A 20,383-nucleotide genomic window follows, 5' to 3' on the forward strand; every position below is an offset into this window, starting at 1 on the left:
CATGACGATAGGGGGCGGTACACTTAAGCTGTTCCACGTCAGCGACGTGCATTTTGGTGCGGAGGACCCGGCGGCGATCGCCTGGTTCTCAGAGCGTGTCGCGGACGAGAAGCCGGACGCGGTCATCATGACCGGCGACCTGACGATGCGCGCGACGAAGGACGAGTTTCAGCAGGGCGGTGACTGGCTGCGATCGCTCGGCGTGCCGGTGACGCTGGAGGTCGGCAATCACGACATCCCCTATTATTGGGACCCGTTCCGACGACTGTTCGCGCCCTACCAGCGCTATGCGGCGGTCGAGCAGATGATCGAGAAGCCGCTGGAGCTTCCGGGCGTCACCGTCGTGCCGCTGAAGACGACGGCGCGGGCGCAATGGCGGTGGAACTGGTCGAAGGGGCGCGTCAGTTCGGGATCACTCAAGCGTGCGCTGGCGATGATCGCGAACGTGCCGAAGGGTAACCTGATCCTCATTGGTGCGCATCACCCTCTGATCGAGGGGGACGACGGGGACGGCCAAGACGCGGAATGGCGACGAGGCGCTGACGGCGTTGGCCGAGGCTGGCGCGCATGCCGTGTTGTCGGGGCACGTCCACGATCCCTTCGACGTGCCGGTCGAGCGGGCAGGGCGGATCATCCGAATGATCGGTGCGGGCACGCTATCGAAGCGCACGCGCGGCAGTCCCCCGGCGTTCAACGAAATCCGCGTCGAGGGCGGGCAGTTCGAGACGCTTGCACGGACGTTGTCGCCTGAGGCTAAGCACTCGATCACGAGTGAGATATGACTGAGGCTCTTATCCTCACCCGCAAGGGGGAGGTGGCTGGCGCTTGCCAGACGGAGGGGGAGGTAAGCGCCGACCGCTGTTCCGGGTCCTCCCCCCTCCGTCACCTTCTCGGTGCCACCTCCCCCTTGCGGGGGAGGATCAGGAGCTTGCCTAGTCCGGCGCTCTGCCGGAATTGAACTCAATATCGATCTCGACCCAACCGCCGAGGATCTGCTTCCCGCCGACGCGTGGGGGACGGACGCGGAACTGCCAAGCGGCTTGTCGCATCGCGCGCGCCAGCCCCGAACCAACCGGCGACTCGCTGAGCGCCCGGCAATTCTCGACTTGGTAGTTCGCGATCATCCGGCAGGCGATCTTCGCCCAGCTGTTCGGCGGCGGCGGGCTCTTCAGATAACCGTTGAGCTCCGCGTCGGTAGGTCGGCGATACCATTCGACTTTGTACAGCCGCTCGCCACCCGGGCCTTCACCAGGACCATAGGCCGAACCACTGTCCTTACCCTTGCCCGACCCGCTGCCACCGTCTCCGCCGGCAAGCTGGTCGTCGGGGTGCGACGGCATCTTCGAGATATCCGCGGCTTCGAACATCTCCATCCCACCGAGCATCTTGATCGGTAGCGGAGGCGGTGACGTCGGCGGGGCAGGGGGTGCCTGTGCGGACGGGACCCTGGGTGCGGCACGCTGCGGCGAACCGCCGCTCGCACGCTTTTGCTTGGTCGGTGATGGCGTCCGCTTCTGAGGAGTAGGCGCAGTCTGATCCGGGGCGATCTGGAAGGTGACCGGCTCGCGGCGCTCCTCGGGCTTCGAGGTAACCGCGGGCGCCAGTCGCAACAGCAGCAGGAGAATAAGGACATGCGCGATGACGGTCAGTACGAACGCACCGCTCCGCCGTCGGGTCGAACCGCGCGTCTCGATCGACGAAGGATGGTACGCCGATCGCATCGGCAGTCCGCCTAGCCCTGCAAGCGCGCGACGGCAACGCCCGGCGTCGATGATCTTTTTGTCACCATGATCCCTGAAAACTGTCGATCAAGTCAGCCGCGCACAACGACGAGCGCCGCGATCGCGTCTGCAGCAGCCTCTGCGCCGTTCTCCCGCGCAACCTGCGCGCCGACCTGCGCGGCCGTCTCGCGCATCCGGTCGGTCAGGATGGCGGTGATCGCAGCACCAGCACGCGCGATCGTGAAGTGCTTCGACGACAGCGTCTTGCCGACGCCGATCGATTGAATGCGATGCCCGTTGTCGTATTGATCGCCCATATGCGGGACGACGAGTTGCGCCTTGCCTGCCCGTAGCGCCTGGCCGGTAGAGCCCGCGCCACCGTGATGGATGATTGCACACGCCCGTGGGCACAGCAGCGAGTGGGGCGCATAGCGGCAGACATGCACGTGTTCGCTCGCCGCTGCCTGATCGTCGCTGCCGGTTAGCAGTATTGCGCGCAGGCCGAGTGCTCGCGCGGTCGAGGCTGCGGTGGCGTAGAAGTCGCCCGGAGCAAACGTTGCGAAGGATCCCAGCGTGAAGACCAGCGGCGGTGGGCCGGCAGCGAGGAACGCCTCTAGCGCGGGTTCTAGCCTTTCGGGCGCCCCGGTATCGCTGTCGAAGATCGCAAAGCCGGTGACGCGCGCAATGTCCGGCAGGTCAGGCTGGCGCGGTGCGATGGCCGGCGAATAGCAGCACAAGGTCAGGTCGGCGCTCGCGGGCGTCTCGAGCAGCAACGCCTGGGGTGACGGCGGCAAGCCGCGTGCCTTGCGAACCGCATCGACGGGGCGTCCATACCGATGTCGCAGCACGCCGCGCATGATCCGATACACCGACCGGTTCCAGGCGCGGCCGATCGGCCCGGTTGGTGCGTGGGCCATCATTGCGAAGTCGGGCGTGCGGGGGGGCGCATAGGCGGAGAAGGTCGCCATCGGCTGGAGCAGGACGTTGACCAGCGGCACACCGCGTGTCTCCGCGACGATCGGCGCGGCGAACACGAACAGTGAGGCGACCAGCGCGACTGCCCCCTCCATCGCGTCGTCGAGCGCCGTCGTGCTGTCGGCCAGCCACGGCATCAGGATTCGGTTCATCAGATAGGTCTGATCCGACATGATCCGCTTTGCGACCAGGTCGGGCGGCATGCCCAACGTCTCCGTCAGGGCGTCGAACCCGCCGACTATAGCCAAGCCGGTGAGGCCTGCGGCTTCAACCTTGGCGACGTGGTCGGCCGGTACCGCCAGCACGACCGCGAACCCTCTCGCCTTCAGCGCAAGGCCGATCGCGATGAAGGGGATGCAGGTCGCCGAGCGAGCCGATCGTGGCGAGGACGATCTTTCGCATCGGCTCGGTGTTGTCCTTCCCGGCCGCTAATTTCGACGGCACCTGCCGCAACCGTACAGCGGGAATGCGACTCATTTATTGCGGCGAAATTGCCAACGCCGTGGTGCACGGCATGAAGCCACATGTGCTGGCGGCGAGGGCCGATCTACGGTCAGTTCGGACCACCAGATCCGCATTTTCCGCGTCATGCCGGACAAGTTCCGGGATCCACGGTCGCGCAAATCGAAAGACGTGTCTTGCAGAACGGGGGACGCCGGACCGCGTCGGTATCCCTCTCGAGTAAGAGCCGACCCGCAGTTCGACGGCGGCACCTTCTTGTTCTCCCGCGAGGGCGGGAGCCCAGTCTGGATCCCCGCCTTCGCGGGGAAACAGCTTGCCTTACAGCTGTACCCTCCGAACCCATCAAACCGACCGGGAAATTCTGGACTGAAGCTCTTCAAAAGTTCTGAAGGTCGATCGGTCCTTCTCTGCATCTGCGCCCCAAAACGAATAAGGCCGCCGCCCGGTGTTCCGGACGGCGGCCTTATTCTTAGTCAGCGCGGAAGGCGTCTGACGAAACCGATTACTCGGTCTCGTTCAGATACTCGCCGGCATCCGCGTCGGTGCCGGTGCCCGAGGTGACGACCGCTGCGAGCGGATCCTCGCCTGCGCCGCCTGCATCACGCGGCGAACGTGCCAGTTCGGCAGCATGCTCGTCGGCAGCCGACATCGGTGCCACGATCGACACCTCCGCCATCTTGCGCTGCTGGACGCGCATCGCGGCGTCGCGGCTGTTGGCCACGACACGCAGGCGGTTGAGGCCTGCACCGGTGCCTGCCGGGATGAGCCGGCCGACGATCACGTTCTCCTTCAGGCCCATCAGCATGTCCTGCTTACCCTGCACGGCTGCTTCGGTGAGCACCCGCGTAGTTTCCTGGAACGATGCCGCCGAGATGAAGCTGCGGGTCTGCAGCGACGCCTTGGTGATGCCGAGCAGGATGGGCTTGCCCTGTGCGCGGGTCTGCTTCTTCTCGAGCTTCTCGTTGGTCGCGTCCATTTCCTCGCGATCGACCTGCTCGCCCTTCAGCAGCGTGGTGTCGCCGCCGTCGGTGATCTCGACCTTCTGCAGCATCTGACGAACGATCGTCTCGATGTGCTTGTCGTTGATCTTCACGCCCTGCAGACGATAGACCTCCTGGATTTCCGACACGAGATACTCGGCGAGGGGTTCGATGCCCATCGTCTCGAGGATGTCGTGCGGATCGGGCGAGCCGCCGATCAGGTTATCGCCGCGCTTGACGTAATCGCCTTCCTGGACGTCGATCACCTTCGACTTCGGCACCAGATACTCGACGACGTCGCCGCCATCCTCGGGCTGGATGCCGATCTTGCGCTTCGCCTTGTAGTCCTTGCCGAACACGACGCGGCCCGAGATCTTGGCGATGATCGCCGAGTCCTTGGGGATACGTGCCTCGAACAGCTCGGCGACACGCGGCAGACCACCGGTGATGTCGCGCGTCTTGGCGCTCTCGCGGCTGACGCGGGCCACGACGTCGCCGCCGAACACCTGTGCGCCGTCCTCGACCGACAGCGTAGCGCCGATCGCCAGCATGTAACGACCGGTCTCGCCCGACGTCTCGTCGAGCAGGGTCATGCGCGGACGCAGATCCTCCTTCGACTTGGTCGCCGCACGATATTCGATCACGACGCGCTGGGCGATGCCCGTGGCTTCGTCGGTCTGCTCGGTGAGCGTCTTGCCCTCGATCAGGTCGACATACTTGATCGTGCCCGGGTTCTCCGTGATCACCGGCATGGTGAACGGATCCCACTCGGCCATCCGGTCGCCGCGCGACACGATGTGACCATCGTCGAACAGCACGTACGCACCGTACGGGATACGATCGACCGAGAGCTCGCGGCCGTCCATGTCGACGATCGCGATTTCGCCTGAGCGGCTGAGCACCACGCGACGGCCACGCTGGTCGACGATGATACGCAGATCGCGGAACTGCACCGTACCGTCAGCGTGAGCCTCGAGGTTCGACGTTTCGTTGAGCTGCGCCGCACCACCGATGTGGAACGTACGCATCGTCAGCTGCGTGCCCGGCTCACCGATCGACTGTGCGGCGATGACGCCGACAGCTTCACCGATGTTGACCGGCGTACCGCGGGCAAGATCGCGCCCGTAGCACTTGCCGCAGACGCCGATCTTCGACTCGCAGACCAGCGGGCTGCGGATCTTGCACGACTGCGTGCCGAGGCCTTCAATCGTCGTGATCATCGGCTCGTCGAGCAGCGTGCCCGACGGGATGACGACCTTGCCGGTCTTCGGATCGACGATGTCCTCCGCGGTCGTACGACCGAGGATGCGCTCGCCGAGGCTTGCGATCGTCGAACCACCCTGAAGAATGGCCTTCATCTCCAGCGCGCGGGTCGTGCCGCAATCCGGTTCGATGATGACGCAATCCTGCGACACGTCGACCAGACGACGCGTCAGATAGCCCGAGTTCGCCGTCTTCAACGCCGTATCCGCGAGGCCCTTGCGAGCGCCGTGGGTCGAGTTGAAGTACTCGAGGACGGTCAGGCCCTCCTTGAAGTTCGAGATGATCGGCGTCTCGATGATCTCGCCCGACGGCTTGGCCATCAGGCCGCGCATGCCGGCAAGCTGCTTGATCTGCGCCTGCGAACCACGAGCACCCGAATGGGCCATCATGTAGATCGAGTTGATCGGCTTTTCACGGCCGGTCTCCTCATCGACCTTCACCGCACGGATCTCGTCCATCATGGCGTTCGCGACCTGGTCGCCGCAACGGCTCCAGGCGTCGATCACCTTGTTGTACTTTCCCCTGCTGCGTGATCAGACCGTCCTGATACTGCTGCTCGAAGTCCTTCACGAGCGCCTTGGTGTCGTCGACCAGACCAACCTTGGCGTCCGGAATGATCATGTCGTCCTTGCCGAACGAGATGCCGGCGCGGAACGCGTGGCGGAAGCCGAGCGACATGATCGCGTCGGCGAACAGCACGGTCTCCTTCTGGCCAGTGTGACGATAGACCTCGTCGATCACGTCGCCCACGTCCTTCTTGGTGAGGAGGCGGTTGACGGTGTCGAACGGCACCTTGTGGCTATGCGGCAGGCACTCGCCCAGCAGCATGCGGCCCGGGGTCGTCTCGTACCGCTTGAGGTACTGCTTGCCCTTCTCGTCGGTCTGCGGAACGCGGCTGATGACCTTGGTGTGCAGCGTGACCGCCTGAGCGTTCAGCGCCTGGTGCACTTCGGCCATGTCACCGAGCAGCATCCCCTGGCCCGGCTCGTTCTCCTTCATCATCGACAGATAATAGAGACCGAGGACCATGTCCTGCGACGGGACGATGATCGGCTTGCCGTTGGCAGGCGACAGGATGTTGTTCGTCGACATCATCAATACGCGCGCTTCCAACTGCGCTTCGAGCGACAGCGGGACGTGCACGGCCATCTGATCGCCGTCGAAATCGGCGTTGAACGCGGAGCAGACCAGCGGGTGAAGCTGGATCGCCTTGCCCTCGATCAATACCGGCTCGAACGCCTGGATGCCGAGACGGTGAAGCGTCGGCGCACGGTTCAGCATGACCGGATGCTCGCGGATCACGTCGTCCAGGATATCCCAGACTTCCTTGCGCTCCTTCTCGACCCACTTCTTCGCCTGCTTCAGGGTCATCGACAGACCCTTCGCATCGAGACGCGCGTAGATGAACGGCTTGAACAGCTCGAGCGCCATCTTCTTCGGCAGGCCGCACTGGTGCAGCTTCAGCTCAGGCCCGGTCACGATGACCGAACGACCCGAATAATCGACGCGCTTGCCGAGAAGGTTCTGGCGGAAGCGGCCCTGCTTGCCCTTGAGCATGTCGGACAGCGACTTCAGCGGGCGCTTGTTGGCGCCCGTGATCGTGCGACCGCGGCGACCATTGTCGAACAGTGCGTCGACGGCCTCCTGGAGCATGCGCTTCTCGTTGCGGACGATGATGTCCGGCGCGCGGAGCTCCATCAGGCGCTTCAGGCGGTTGTTGCGGTTGATCACGCGGCGATACAGATCGTTCAGATCCGACGTCGCGAAACGACCACCGTCCAGCGGCACCAGCGGGCGCAGCTCGGGCGGGATGACCGGAACGACCTCAAGGATCATCCACTCGGGGCGGTTGCCCGAATCGATGAAGCTCTCGACGACCTTCAGGCGCTTGATGATCTTCTTGGGCTTCAGCTCGGACTTGGTGACCGCGAGTTCTTCGAGCAGCGCAGTACGCTCACCGACGAGGTCGAGCGATTCGAGCATGATGCGGACCGCCTCGGCACCGATACCGGCCGAGAACGCGTCCTCGCCATACTGGTCCTGCGCGTCGAGGAGCTCGTCCTCGGTCATCAGCTGGTACTTCTCGAGCGGGGTCAGGCCCGGCTCGATGACGATGTACGCCTCGAAGTACAGCACGCGCTCGAGCTGCTTCAGCTGCATGTCGAGCAGCAGGCCGATGCGCGACGGCAGCGACTTCAGGAACCAGATGTGCGCGACCGGGGCGGCGAGCTCGATATGGCCCATCCGCTCGCGGCGGACCTTCGAGACGGTGACCTCGACGCCACACTTCTCGCAGACGATGCCCTTGTACTTCATGCGCTTGTACTTGCCGCACAGGCACTCGTAGTCCTTGATCGGACCGAAGATGCGCGCGCAGAACAGGCCGTCACGCTCGGGCTTGAACGTGCGGTAGTTGATGGTCTCGGGCTTCTTGATCTCGCCGAACGACCACGAACGAGATCTTGTCCGGGGACGCGATGCCGATCTGGATCTGGTCGAACGTCTCGGTCTTGGCGACCGGATTGGCGAAGGGGGTCATCTCGTTCATTTTATTCTCCATTCCCCTTCCGCATGGCGGGAGGGGCTAGGGGGAGGGGATGTCGTAGCCTCTCGGGGGTGGCGCCTGCGGGGACAGGCCCTCCCCGACCCCTCCCGCAAGGCGGGAGGGGAGGAGTTGAGGCTTACTCCGCCGCGATCTGGATGCCGTCGCTGTCGAAGCCGGGCTCCGACTGCTTCAGGTCCACATTCAGGCCGAGCGAGCGCATTTCCTTGACGAGCACGTTGAAGCTCTCCGGAATGCCGGCCTCGAACGTGTCGTCGCCCTTGACGATCGCCTCGTAGACCTTGGTGCGGCCGACCACGTCGTCCGACTTCACCGTCAGCATTTCCTGCAAGGTGTACGCCGCGCCGTAGGCCTGGAGTGCCCAGACCTCCATCTCGCCGAAGCGCTGCCCACCGAACTGCGCCTTACCACCCAGCGGCTGCTGGGTGACCAGCGAGTACGGCCCGATTGACCGTGCGTGGATCTTGTCGTCGACCAGATGGTGGAGCTTCAGCATGTAGATGTAGCCCACCGTCACCTTGCGATCGAACTGATCGCCAGTGCGGCCGTCGAACAGGTCCGACTGACCCGAGGTGTCGAGGCCCGCCAGCGCCAGCATCGCCGAGACGTCGGCTTCGCGGGCACCATCGAACACCGGCGTCGCCATCGGCACGCCGCCCTTCAGGTTCTTGGCGAGCTCGACGATCTCGTCACCCGTGCGGGCGTCGATCTCGGCGTGATACTGCTCGCCGTACACCGTCTTCAGGCGATCGCGGACCGCCTCCGGCATCGCGCCCGGCTTGGCGTCCGGATTCTCTTCGCGCCACGTCTCGAGAGCCGCGGTGATCGACTGACCCAGGCCACGTGCGGCCCAGCCCAGATGCGTCTCGAAGATCTGCCCGACGTTCATGCGCGACGGCACGCCCAGCGGGTTGAGCACGATATCGACCGGCGTACCGTCGGCGAGGAACGGCATGTCCTCCGCCGGCAGGATGCGGCTGATGACGCCCTTGTTGCCGTGACGGCCGGCCATCTTGTCGCCCGGCTGCAGCTTGCGCTTCACCGCGACGAACACCTTGACCATCTTCAGCACGCCCGGCGACAGCTCGTCACCACGCTCCAGCTTCTCGCGACGATCGTGGAACTTGTCCGTGATCAGCTTGGCGGCGTCGTCATACTGGATCTTGACCGCTTCCAGATCGCTCTGGACCTTGTCGTCGGCGACCGCGAACTTCCACCACTCGTGGCGGTCGACGCTGTCGAGCAGATCCATGTCGATCACGACGCCCTTCTTGACGCCCTTCGGCGCCGAGGTGGCGGTCTGGTCGAGCAGCATCTCGCGAAGACGCGACCAGGTCGCACGGTTCAGGATCGAACGCTCGTCGTCCGAATCCTTCTTCAGGCGCTCGATCTCCTCGCGCTCGATCGCCATCGCGCGCTCGTCCTTGTCGATGCCGTGACGGTTGAAGACGCGAACGTCGACGACCGTACCCGACACGCCGGGCGGCAGGCGAAGCGACGTATCGCGCACGTCGCTGGCCTTCTCGCCGAAGATCGCGCGAAGAAGCTTCTCCTCCGGCGTCATCGGCGATTCACCCTTCGGCGTGATCTTGCCGGCGAGGATATCGCCCGGCTCGACCTCAGCACCGATGTAGACGATGCCCGCCTCGTCGAGGTTGCGAAGTGCTTCCTCGCCGACGTTCGGGATGTCGCGCGTGATGTCCTCAGGCCCAAGCTTGGTGTCGCGAGCCATCACCTCGAACTCGTCGATATGGATCGACGTAAACACGTCGTCCTTCACGATCCGCTCGGAGATCAGGATCGAATCCTCGTAGTTGTAGCCGTTCCAGGGCATGAACGCGACGAGGCTGTTGCGACCCAGCGCCAGCTCGCCGAACTCGGTCGACGGACCGTCGGCGAGCACGTCACCGGCACGAACCGCATCGCCCACCTTCACCAGCGGACGCTGGTTGATGCAGGTTGACTGGTTCGAACGCTGGAACTTCATCAGCGTGTAGATGTCGACGCCCGACTTGCCGGCATCGATCTCGCCGGTCGCCCGGATCACGATACGCGCCGCGTCGACCTGATCGACGATGCCCGCACGCTTTGCCGAGATCGCGGCGCCGGAGTCACGCGCAACCGTCTCTTCCATGCCGGTGCCGACGAACGGCGCCTCGGCCTGGACGAGCGGCACGGCCTGACGCTGCATGTTCGAGCCCATCAGCGCGCGGTTGGCGTCATCGTTTTCCAGGAACGGAATGAGCGATGCGGCAACCGAGACGAGCTGCTTGGGGCTGACGTCCATCAACGTGATGTTGTCGGGCAGCGCCATCAGGAATTCGCCAGCCTGACGCGACGACACCAGCTCCTCGACGAAGCCGTTCGACGAATCGAGCTCGGCGTTGGCCTGCGCGATCGTGTGCTTGGCCTCTTCCATCGCCGACAGATACACGACGTCGTCGGTAACCTTGTGGTCGACGACCTTGCGGTACGGAGTCTCGATGAAGCCGTACTTGTTGACGCGCGAGAACGACGCGAGGCTGTTGATCAGACCGATGTTCGGGCCTTCCGGCGTCTCGATCGGGCAGATGCGGCCATAGTGCGTCGGATGAACGTCGCGCACTTCGAAGCCGGCGCGCTCACGCGTCAGACCACCTGGTCCAAGTGCCGACACGCGACGCTTGTGGGTGACTTCCGACAGCGGGTTGGTCTGATCCATGAACTGCGACAGCTGCGACGAGCCGAAGAATTCGCGGACCGCGGCAACCGCAGGCTTCGCGTTGATCAGGTCGTTCGGCATGACCGTCGAGACGTCGACCGACGACATCCGCTCCTTCACGGCGCGCTCCATGCGGAGCAGGCCGACGCGGTACTGATTCTCGAGCAGCTCGCCGACCGAACGGACACGACGGTTACCGAGGTTGTCGATATCGTCGATTTCGCCCTTGCCGTCCTTGAGGTTCACGAGCGTCTTGATGACCTCGAGAATGTCCCTCGGTGCGCAGCGTCGTCACGGTGTCCTCGACGTCGAGGTCGAGACGCATGTTGAGCTTCACGCGGCCGACGGCCGACAGGTCGTAGCGGTCCGGATCGAAGAACAGACCCGAGAACAATGCCTCGGCCGTCTCCAGCGTCGGCGGCTCGCCGGGGCGCATCACGCGGTAGATGTCGCTGAGGGGCCTGCTCGCGCTCCTCGGCCTTGTCGACCTTGAGCGTGTTGCGGATCCACGGACCGGTCGCGACGTGATCGATGTCGAGCAGGTCGAGACGCTCGATGCCTGCCTGGTCGAGCAGTTCGAGGTTCTCGGCGGTCACTTCGTCACCGGCTTCGATGTAGATGCGGCCGGTCGACTCGTCGATCAGATCGTATGCCGAATAGCGACCGAAGATTTCCTCGGTCGGGATCAGCAGGTCGGTGAGACCATCCTTGAACGCCTTGTTGGCAGCGCGGGGGCTGATCTTCTGGCCGTTCGGGAATACGACTTCGCCGGTCTTCGCATCGACGATGTCGAACATCGGCTTCTGGCCACGCCAGTTCTCGACCTGGAACGGAACGATCCAGCCACCCTGGCCGCGGACGAACGTCACGCGATTGTAGAAATAGTTGAGGATCTCTTCCGACGTCATGCCAAGCGCGTAGAGCAGCGCCGTGACGGGCAGCTTGCGCTTGCGATCGATGCGGACGTTGACGATGTCCTTCGCGTCGAACTCGAAATCGAGCCACGAACCGCGATACGGGATCACGCGCGCCGCAAACAGGTACTTGCCCGATGCGTGCGTCTTGCCGCGATCGTGATCGAACAGCACGCCCGGCGAACGGTGCATCTGCGAAACGATGACGCGCTCGGTGCCGTTGATGAAGAACGTGCCGTTCTCGGTCATGAGCGGCATGTCGCCCATGTACACGTCCTGCTCCTTGATATCGATGACCGACTTGGCCTCGGTATCGGGATCGACCTCGAATGCGGTCAAACGGAGGGTGACGCGCATCGGCGCGGCGTAGGTGATCCCGCGCTGGCGGCATTCCTCGACGTCGAACTTCGGCGGCTCAAGCACGTAATCGTCGAAATCGAGATAGGCGGTGCCGGCGAAATCCTGGATCGGGAACACGCTGCGCAGCGTCTTCTCGAGACCCGAGACGTGGCCGATCGACTTGTCGGAGCGCAGGAACTGCTCGTAGCTCTCGCGCTGGACTTCGATCAGGTTCGGCATCTGCACGACTTCGTGGATGTTGCCGAAAACCTTGCGGATACGGCGCTTTGCAGTGCCGTGTTCGATCGCCTTGGATGCCATAGGTTTATTTTGCCTCGTCAGCCGAAAATTCGTGCTCGGGAACCCCCGAGCGGGACGCACGTTCACGCAAAAAGGCCGCGCGCATCAGGTGCGGCGGCTTTCAGCGTATGAAACCTCGGTATCCAATACGATCGACACGCTGCGCGACGGCATGTCATTTCCCGGATGCTGTGGTGAGATGCGGATATAGGCGTGGCACGGCGTTATGTCAAAGGGGCCCGCGTCAAACGGTCGTTTCAACACGGCCGCACTGCCGGAAATACTATAGATACCAGGTGCTGGCCGACGCTATCTGCATCCCTGACACGATGTAACGCGTATTTCCAGTATCACCGGGTGGCCCTCGCAAGGAGTAGGCGGCGTCATGAACGACAGGATCGCAGTGCGGACAGTATCCGACCAGGATCGCGCGAACTGGACACGGCTGATCGACGATCACGAGAAGATCGCGGGGCAGTGCGCCGACCTCGTCCTGCTCGCGCGGCAGCCGAGCACCCAGAGCGCGCTCGCCTCGCGCAAGTTGATCGAACTGGCAGTGACCGTCGCCGACCACCTCGGCGTCGAGGACGAGGTCATCGATCGCACCGTCGTGGCGATGGAGGCGCATTGCTCGGCCGATACCATCGCGATGATGGAAGAGGACCTCGACATCCTCCGCTCGGACTGGAAGGCGTTCATCGGCCGCTGGCTGCCGACGATCTCGCCGAAGGACTGGGCCGCGTTCGGCGTGCAGGCGGAGTCGATGCTCGATCGCTTGTCGCATCAGGTGAAGCTGGAGACTGAGTTGCTGTACGATCATGCGCTGCGTGATGGCGTCGTGCGCCCGGGTGGGCTGGTGCTGCACTGATTGGTGGCGATGAATTGGATCGATCCTCCCCCCGCCAGGGGGAGGTGGCTGGCACTCGCCAGACGGAGGGAGGAGGTAAGAGCAACGATTGTTGCGTGTTCCTCCCCCCTCCGTCACCTTCGGTGCCACCTCCCCCTGGCGGAGGAGGACCGGAAGAGCGCTAGCGCCGCTTCTTCTTTGAAGGCACGACCACCACCGGCGCCACCGGCACTGGCGGTTGCACCGTAACTTTCACCACCAACGGCAACACCCCCGGATCCGCCGGATACTCCCGCCGAGCCCGCGCAAACACGAACCGGGCCTTCGCCGCCCCCGGCGCACTCTCGCTCGCGCCGACCCAGCGCCAGTGCCACGGCTCCCACTTCACATGCTGCTTGTTCCCACCGGGAAAGCTCTGCTCGAACCCGAACCGCGGGGCGTTCAGCCGCAGCCAGCGCGCAGCAGGCGTAGCCGCCATGCATGCCTCCGCATCGGGACACCCGTTCGCCGGTCGCACGGCGAAATCCAGCGCATAGCCGGTGGAGTGCTCGCTATACCCCGGCGGGGCGACCGAGATCGCGCGGTCCGCCGGGCTGCTCGTTTCGCCGCGACAGAAGACGCTGCGCTGGCGCGCGATCGAGCGCTGGCACGACAGCGCACGAAGCTGACCCATCACCGAAGGATCGCCCTGCGCCGCCGCGAACAGCCGCAACAGGTCGGGCAATATGTCGGCGCGTACCACGCAAGGATTGCCGACCGAATACGCCGACGGCAGCGTCACCAGCTCGGTCTCGGGCGCATCGCCATACGGCAGATGCCCGAACGCACGGCCGTCGGGTGCGATCGCCGCGCTCTGTCCCTCGCACAATTGTGCTTCCGCGATCGTGGGGGGCGAAGAGGAGCGCGAGGGCCAGCGTGCGGTGCAACATCGACGCGGGCTCTGGCACGCAGGCGCTAATGATGGCAAGGGCGGCGCCATGCATGGTGAACGCGTACTCTTCCTCGACGGCGAGGCCCTGGTGATCGACAAGCCCGCAGGGCTGCCGGTCGATCCGCCCCGCGATGGCTCGCTGAGCCTCGAAAATCATCTGGAAAGCCTGAAGTTCGGCTTCCAGCGGTGGCCAAAGGCGGTGCACCGGCTCGATCGCGACACAAGCGGCTGCCTGCTCCTGTCGCGTAACCCCAAGGCACATGCCCGGTTGCAGCAGGCGTTCGAGCAGGGTCTCGTCTCAAAGCGCTACGTCGCGCTGCTCGACGGCGTGGTCGAGGGGACGTCCGGCCTGATCGAGATGGCGCTCGGCAAGGTCAGCACGGCCGAGACCGGCTGGCGGATGGTCGAGGATCCTGAGGGCAAGAAGTCGCGTACCAACTGGCGCGTGCTGGAGATCAGGGACGGCCGCTCGCTGGTCGAGTTCCTGCCCGAGACCGGCCGCACGCACCAGATTCGCGTCCACGCCGCGAGCGGCCTCGGCGCACCGGTGGTCGGCGATGGCGTCTACGGCAAGGCGGACGGGCTCGGCATGATGCTCCACGCGCAACGCCTGATCGTGCCGCGCCCAGGCAAGCCCGACGTGCTCGCCGAAGCGCCGTTGCCCGAGCGGTTCGCCAAGGCTGGTTTTGCCGACGAGGCGACTCTGGTTGCCAATGCCGCACCGGTTGCCGAAGTTACGACGCTCGACTCTACCGACGACTGAGCGGGCTGAGGGCAGGGGGCTGATGGTCGCGATCCCGATCACCCGATCGATCTCGATCGACGACAGCGAACTGATCGAGAGTACCACGCGCTCGGGTGGTCCGGGCGGTCAGCACGTCAACACCACCGACAGCGCGGTGATCCTGCGGTTCGACGTCGGCCTTTCGCCCGGCCTGCCGCTGGCGGTGAAGAACCGCATCGCGGTGCTGGCCGGTTCGCGCCTCACGCGCGACGGCGTTCTGGTGCTGCGCAGCGAAGGCTCGCGGTCGCAACTGCTCAACCGCCAGGAAGTCCGCGAGCGGCTGGTGGCGCTGATCAAGGAAGCGACGATCGTCCCCAAGGCACGCCGCGCGACCAAGCCATCCAAGGCGGCCAAGGCGCGGCGGGTCGATACGAAGAAGGTGCGCAGCGGGGTCAAGGCGGGGCGCGGCAAGGTCCGCGACGACTGAGCGATTCATGATCAAGTGCCATCCCTCCGCCCCGTCACCTCAGCGAAAGCTGGGGTATCCTTGAGGAACGGACAGCGGCCGCCAACATGGAGACCCCCAGCTTTCGCTGGGGTGACGGATTTTGGAGCGTGCTAGTTCCATCAAGAAGCCGACCAAGGAAGACACCATGTACCAGTTCGATATCTCCGCCGGCACCAAGGCCGATCTCTACCGCGACCTGCTCGCCGCACTCGACGCGCTGACCGCGGACGAGACCGATCCGATCGCCAACATGGCCAACGCCGCTGCGCTCGTGTGGGAATATCTCCCCGACCTCAACTGGGCCGGGTTCTACCGTTTAGTCGAAGGCGAACTCGTGCTCGGCCCGTTCCAGGGCAAGGTCGCCTGCATCCGCATCCCGGTCGGCAAGGGCGTCTGCGGGGCCGCCGCCGCGACGCTGAAGACGCAACTGGTCGAGGACGTCCACGCCTTCCCCGGCCACATCGCGTGCGATGCCGCCAGCCGGTCCGAACTGGTGGTGCCGGTGACGAAGGACGGCATCCTGATCGCAGTGCTCGACCTCGACAGCCCCGAACCCGCGCGGTTCGATGCCGAGGACGCGGCGGGGTGCGAGGCGTTGGCGGCATTGCTCGCCGATCGGCTGATCTAAGACCGGTCCGACGCGCCCCGTTTCGGGACAGCACGCCTTCTGGCGACTCCGCCGCGCACTTGGTAAGCAACGCGTTAAGATATCCGGCGTTTGCGCTGGATCGGGTGGCAAACCAGGGAGACGGACATGCGGAGGCTTTTGATCGCGAGCGCGGGGCTGGTGTTGGCAGGCGGTGTCGCGGACGCGCAACGTCCCGGCGCAAGCTATCCCGCGCCTGGGACCGCCCCCCGGCGCTGGGATGCAGGCGCCGATGGCCCGTCCCGGCCGTCCCGGGCCGATTGCCGCGCAGACGCCTGTCGTGCAGGCGCCGACCCGACCGGTCGTTGCGCCGCGGTCTGCACGCTGGGGCAGCAAGATCGGCGGGCGCTGGTGGGCAGGTGCCAACGCCCCCGGTGGCTGGGCCGGCTATCGCCGTCCGCATCGCGGCTGGGCCGTACCCGCCTATTGGAACGCACCGCGCTTCTACGTCGGCGACTGGTCGAATTACGGTCTCGCGCAGCCGCCGCAGGGCTATAATTGGACGCGCTACTACGACGACGCCGTGCTGATCGACGCGCGCGGGTCGGTCTACGATACGACAAGCCACATCGACTGGGATCGTGCCGGCGGTGGCGGCTATGTCGCAGCCGATCCACGCGCCTATGCGCGCAACGACAATGTCTATGCGAGTCCGAGCGACCGCGGCTACGTCCAGCCCTACGCAGATCGTCCGGCGCCGCGCCGTGACACGGGTCTGGGTGGCGCCGTGATTGGCGCGGTCGCGGGCGGCGCCGCCGGCAACGTCATCGGTGGTCGTGGCAATCGACTCGGCGGGACGTTGATCGGTGCAGGAGTCGGTGCTGCGACCGGCTATGCGATCGACAAGGCCGAGGATCGCGGTCGCCGAGCACCGCCGCCACCGGTTCGGGGTTATGGCGCCGGCTATGCATCGCCGCCGGCCTATGCAGCGGGTGCGGACGATTATGCCCCCGATTATGCCCCGGACTATGCCGCGCCGTCCTATGCGGCCGACTACCCGCCGCCACGGCCGTCCTATGATGCCGGATACCCGCAATCCGGTCGTTATACCGTGGCACCGGGCGGCACTTGGACATCGCCCGACGGCGTTACGACGGTGACGACGACCAGTGGCCAGGCGTATCCTGCCGGTTCGACCACCGTGATCGTGCAATCCGTGCCGGTGACCACGACGACCACCACGACCGAATATTACGACACCGTGTCCCGTCCGCGCAGGACGGTGCGTCGGCGGCGCTGACCTGCGGCTTGGAAGCCCTCAGCCGAGCATGCCTGCATAGGTTTGCGGCGGCTGGGGCAGCATGACGCGTGCAGCAGTGCCACTGACGACGACGAGAGCGAGCGCGCTGGCGCCGACCGCAAGGATCTTTCGCGGCGGCGCGCGATCGGCGAGCAGCACGACCGCCACTGCGGTCGAGATCATCGGCCACAGGTGATAGCGCAGGTCCGACGCGATGCTCAGGACCGCGAAGCTCGCCTCGAGCGCCAGCGCGGACACGAGCAGCGCAGTGGCAAGATCGCGGACCGGATCGCGCGGACGCGACAGGCTCACAGCAAGCGCGGTGATCGCGACGACGATCCAGGCGATCGGCCAGCCGAGCGGCGTCTCGACGACGGCCGCAGTCAGCGCCTCCCACGCGCGCGCCGGCGCCGGGATTGGCGAGCCCGAGCGTATTCGGCTCGGACGCGGCAGGCGGTGCTGCGCTCGGCCAGTGGAACGGGACCAGCCACCGGTCGGTCGAGTTCAGGTGCGCGAGACGGTGTCCGGCATAGGCGATCGGATGATGCAGCTCCGCCGACGCCAGCGTGACGTACAGCGTCGCGGTCGGCAACGCGCGCAGCCGCGCCATCGTCGTCCCGCAATGCGCTTCGTCGCCGAGCGGATCCCAAAAGAACGGTTTCGCGCAACCGCGGGCGATAACGGTCGCAGCCTCTGACTGCGTGAGGCCGGTGGTGTAGCTGAGTCGGGACACGCGCGGCTATGCCAGCGAGGTCGTAGAGCGCCTGGGTCGCCTCGACGCCGCTGGGTTGCGCGCGGAGCAGGCGGTGGTTCACGACAGGCGCGACGCCGAGCACGAGCACCACCGCGATAAGGGCGGTTGCAAGCTTTGCTACAGGGTGAGTTGGGCGCGGGACGAGCGTGACGAGCAGGGGGACGACGATGAAGACGGCGTTCGCGCGGATCAGCACGGCGTAGGCGAACAGCAGCGCGACCGGCACCAACATCACGCCGGGCAGCGGACGGCGCGAAAGCCGCCACCAGCCGATAATCCCGACTGCCGCGAGCAGCGCACCGGCGAGTTGCGCGTCCTTCAGAACGACGCCCTGCCAGCCGAGGAAAGGCGGCAGCAGGCCGATCGCGAGGATGGCGATGGCGCTACGCGAACGCCTGACCCGGCCTAACGCGGCCGCGATCATGCCAAGGCCCAGCCAGTAGGTGCCGAGTTGCAGGGCCAGCATCGGCGTCGCACCGGGGCCGAATGCCGTGAGCAGCGCCCAGACGCGCGCCATCGCCGGCGGGTGCCAGTCGTCGTACACGTCCGACAGGACCTGCCGGTATTGCGCGACGGTGTCGTACATCGCCGTGCCCGGCCAGAACAGCGCGAGCGATGCGATGCACAGCGCGGCTGCGGCTATGGCGATGTAGCGCTGTTGGGTTCGAGCGGCAGGTTCGATCGACATTCGCGGGTCCTGCACGTTGAGGTCTTAGCCGCGAGATCCTTCCAGCCGGACCTGATGGCTGGCGCGACCTTTCGGTGCGTCATGCGCGGCGGTCAAGAGAGATAGGGCCGAAACGGGATGGTTTGCCCGGATCGGTCGGTCGGCCGGATATCGCTGGTACAGGGCCGCTAGCATCCCTGCCATCACACGTCGTCATCCTGACGAAAGTCAGAATCCAGAGTTACAACGGGCTGCGGGCGGTATCCTGGATCCTAACTTTCGTCAGGATGACGGAAAAGCGCGGCGTACCAACCTCAAATCCTCCCCCGCCAGGGGGAGGTGGCGCCGAAGGCGGCGGAGGGGGAGGGCACGGAACAGCTGTGTCTCTTACCTCCCCCTCCGTCAGGCTAACGCCTGCCGCCTCCCCCTGGCGGGGGAGGATCGCAAGGTCAGTAGTGGATTGCCCGGCCGTACGCCGCCAGCACGCTCTCGTGCATCATCTCGGACAGCGTCGGATGCGCGAACACCGTCTCCATCAGTTCAGCCTCGGTCGTCTCGAGCTGGCGCGCGACCACATAGCCCTGGATCAGCTCGGTCACTTCCGCGCCGACCATGTGCGCGCCGAGCAGTTCGCCGGTCTTCGCGTCGAACACCGTCTTCACGAAGCCCTCCGCCTCGCCCAGCGCGATCGCCTTGCCGTTGCCGATGAAGGGGAATTTGCCGACTTTAAGCTCGTAACCGGCTTCCTTCGCCTTCGCCTCGGTCATACCGACCGATGCGACCTGCGGGCGCGAATAGGTGCAGCCGGGGATGTTGGCCTTGTCCATCTGGTGCGGTGAACCGCCGGCGATCTTCTCGACCGCGATGATGCCCTCATGGCTGGCTTTGTGCGCGAGCCACGGCGCGCCGGTGACGTCGCCGATCGCCCAGATGCCCTCGACGTTGGTGCGGCCATAGCCGTCGGTCTTGATGTGGCCGCGGTCGGTCTCGACGCCCAAAGCCTCGAGCCCGATATTCTCGGTGTTGGGGACGATCCCGATCGCGATGATCGCGTGGCTGAAGGTCTCTTCCGAAACCTTGCCGTCCTTCGCCTTGATCTTGGCCGTGACGCCGTTCGCCGAGGGCGCGAGACCTTCGAGACCGGTCTGGGTCAGCAGCTTGATGCCCTGCTTGGTCAGCGCCTTGTCCATGAACGCGGAGACTTCCTCGTCCTCGACGGGGAGGATCCGCGGGAGCATCTCCACGATCGTCACGTCGGCGCCCATGTCGTTGTAGAAGCTGGCGAACTCGACGCCGATCGCGCCCGAGCCGATGACCAGCAGCTTGGTCGGCATCTCGGTCGGCACCATCGCGTGGCGATAGGTCCAGATCCGCTCGCCGTCGGCCTTGGCGAACGGCAGGTCGCGGGCGCGGGCGCCGGTTGCGACGATGATGTTCTTAGCTTCGAGCTCGACGGTCTTGTCGCCCTGCTTGACGCTAAGCTTGCCTTTGGCGGTAACGGTGCCGACGCCTTCGACGACGGTCACCTTGTTCTTCTTCATCAGGCCCTTGACGCCCGCGTTCAGCTGGCCTGCAACCTTGCGCGAGCGGTCGACGATCTTGGCGAGGTCGAAGCCGACATTGTCCGCCTTGAGGCCGTAGCTCTCGGCGTTCTGCATGTAGTGGTAAATTTCCGAGGTACCAGCAGCAGCGCCTTGGTCGGGATGCAGCCCCAGTTGAGGCAGATGCCGCCCAAGCGCTCACGCTCGACGATCGCGACCTTTAGGCCGAGTTGCGACGCGCGGATCGCGGCGACGTAGCCGCCGGGGCCCGGAGCCGAGGATGACGAGATCATAGGTATCAGCCACG

Annotated in this window: 11 protein-coding genes and 4 pseudogenes; 6 read left to right on the top strand and 9 right to left on the bottom strand. The window is 65.2% G+C overall.

Annotation, left to right across the window (positions count from 1 at the left end; translation table 11 throughout):
- Position 1: 1 nt before the first annotated feature.
- Positions 2-782 (top strand): annotated as a pseudogene (locus NHF48_RS19000) (metallophosphoesterase family protein).
- A gap of 150 nt (positions 783-932) precedes the next feature.
- Here NHF48_RS19000 and NHF48_RS19005 read toward each other — a convergent pair.
- From NHF48_RS19005 to rpoB, 5 genes and pseudogenes are all read right to left on the bottom strand, one after another.
- Positions 933-1,721, bottom strand: a complete 789-nt coding sequence (locus NHF48_RS19005) for a hypothetical protein (protein ID WP_253071979.1) — start codon at positions 1,719-1,721, stop codon at positions 933-935.
- Positions 1,722-1,813: 92 nt separating this feature from the next.
- Positions 1,814-3,001 (bottom strand): glycosyltransferase, encoded by a 1,188-nt coding sequence (locus tag NHF48_RS19010; protein ID WP_253071980.1) that lies wholly within the window; start codon positions 2,999-3,001, stop codon positions 1,814-1,816.
- Positions 2,964-3,098, bottom strand: coding sequence for a hypothetical protein (locus NHF48_RS19015; protein WP_263816964.1), 135 nt, complete (start codon positions 3,096-3,098; stop codon positions 2,964-2,966). Before NHF48_RS19015 ends, NHF48_RS19010 begins: the two co-directional genes overlap by 38 nt.
- A 562-nt stretch (positions 3,099-3,660) precedes the next feature.
- Positions 3,661-7,949, bottom strand: a pseudogene (gene rpoC, locus NHF48_RS19020) (DNA-directed RNA polymerase subunit beta').
- Between the two features lie 133 nt (positions 7,950-8,082).
- Positions 8,083-12,239, bottom strand: a pseudogene (rpoB, locus tag NHF48_RS19025) (DNA-directed RNA polymerase subunit beta).
- A gap of 364 nt (positions 12,240-12,603) precedes the next feature.
- Between rpoB and NHF48_RS19030 the strand changes: the two are divergent.
- Positions 12,604-13,086 carry a hemerythrin domain-containing protein gene (locus NHF48_RS19030; protein ID WP_056486723.1) on the top strand — a complete coding sequence of 161 codons (483 nt, stop codon included), beginning with the start codon at positions 12,604-12,606 and terminating at the stop codon, positions 13,084-13,086.
- A 160-nt stretch (positions 13,087-13,246) separates the two neighbouring features.
- Here the strand turns inward: NHF48_RS19030 and NHF48_RS19035 are convergent, their stop codons facing one another.
- The gene (locus tag NHF48_RS19035) at positions 13,247-13,933 is read right to left on the bottom strand and encodes a M15 family metallopeptidase (RefSeq protein ID WP_253071981.1); all 687 of its coding nucleotides are present in this window, start codon (positions 13,931-13,933) and stop codon (positions 13,247-13,249) included.
- Between the two features lie 109 nt (positions 13,934-14,042).
- On the opposite strand from NHF48_RS19035, the gene NHF48_RS19040 reads away from it, so the two are divergent.
- The 4 genes from NHF48_RS19040 (at position 14,043) to NHF48_RS19055 (ending at position 17,114) form a co-directional block, all read left to right on the top strand.
- Positions 14,043-14,759 (top strand): RluA family pseudouridine synthase, encoded by a 717-nt coding sequence (locus NHF48_RS19040; RefSeq protein WP_253072486.1) that lies wholly within the window; start codon positions 14,043-14,045, stop codon positions 14,757-14,759.
- A gap of 22 nt (positions 14,760-14,781) precedes the next feature.
- Positions 14,782-15,207, top strand: a complete 426-nt coding sequence (gene arfB / locus NHF48_RS19045; protein WP_093399511.1) for an alternative ribosome rescue aminoacyl-tRNA hydrolase ArfB — start codon at positions 14,782-14,784, stop codon at positions 15,205-15,207.
- Positions 15,208-15,373: 166 nt separating this feature from the next.
- Positions 15,374-15,856: a GAF domain-containing protein gene (locus NHF48_RS19050; RefSeq protein ID WP_253071982.1), complete on the top strand. Its 483-nt coding sequence runs from the start codon at positions 15,374-15,376 to the stop codon at positions 15,854-15,856.
- Between the two features lie 250 nt (positions 15,857-16,106).
- A complete protein-coding gene (locus NHF48_RS19055) occupies positions 16,107-17,114 on the top strand; it encodes an RcnB family protein (protein WP_263816965.1) in 1,008 nt (335 codons plus the stop codon).
- Positions 17,115-17,132: 18 nt separating this feature from the next.
- Here the strand turns inward: NHF48_RS19055 and NHF48_RS19060 are convergent, their stop codons facing one another.
- From NHF48_RS19060 to lpdA, 3 genes and pseudogenes are all read right to left on the bottom strand, one after another.
- Complete coding sequence (locus NHF48_RS19060) at positions 17,133-17,426, bottom strand: hypothetical protein (RefSeq protein WP_253071984.1); 294 nt, start codon at positions 17,424-17,426, stop codon at positions 17,133-17,135.
- 71 nt (positions 17,427-17,497) lie between these two features.
- Positions 17,498-18,556: a hypothetical protein gene (locus NHF48_RS19065; RefSeq protein WP_253071985.1), complete on the bottom strand. Its 1,059-nt coding sequence runs from the start codon at positions 18,554-18,556 to the stop codon at positions 17,498-17,500.
- 428 nt (positions 18,557-18,984) lie between these two features.
- Positions 18,985-20,382 (bottom strand): annotated as a pseudogene (gene lpdA / locus NHF48_RS19070) (dihydrolipoyl dehydrogenase).
- Position 20,383 lies beyond the last annotated feature (1 nt).

This window comes from Sphingomonas sp. H160509, from assembly GCF_024124765.2.
Lineage (GTDB): Bacteria > Pseudomonadota > Alphaproteobacteria > Sphingomonadales > Sphingomonadaceae > Sphingomonas.

Excerpts from the sequence above, each read along its gene's own strand:
- NHF48_RS19005 (WP_253071979.1), bottom strand. The coding sequence starts at position 1,721 with ATGCGATCGGCGTACCATCCTTCGTCGATCGAGACGCGCGGTTCGACC.
- NHF48_RS19015 (WP_263816964.1), bottom strand. The coding sequence starts at position 3,098 with ATGCGAAAGATCGTCCTCGCCACGATCGGCTCGCTCGGCGACCTGCAT.
- NHF48_RS19030 (WP_056486723.1), top strand. The coding sequence starts at position 12,604 with ATGAACGACAGGATCGCAGTGCGGACAGTATCCGACCAGGATCGCGCG.
- NHF48_RS19040 (WP_253072486.1), top strand. The coding sequence starts at position 14,043 with ATGCATGGTGAACGCGTACTCTTCCTCGACGGCGAGGCCCTGGTGATC.
- arfB (WP_093399511.1), top strand. The coding sequence starts at position 14,782 with ATGGTCGCGATCCCGATCACCCGATCGATCTCGATCGACGACAGCGAA.
- NHF48_RS19050 (WP_253071982.1), top strand. The coding sequence starts at position 15,374 with ATGTACCAGTTCGATATCTCCGCCGGCACCAAGGCCGATCTCTACCGC.
- NHF48_RS19055 (WP_263816965.1), top strand. The coding sequence starts at position 16,107 with ATGGCCCGTCCCGGCCGTCCCGGGCCGATTGCCGCGCAGACGCCTGTC.
- NHF48_RS19065 (WP_253071985.1), bottom strand. The coding sequence starts at position 18,556 with ATGTCGATCGAACCTGCCGCTCGAACCCAACAGCGCTACATCGCCATA.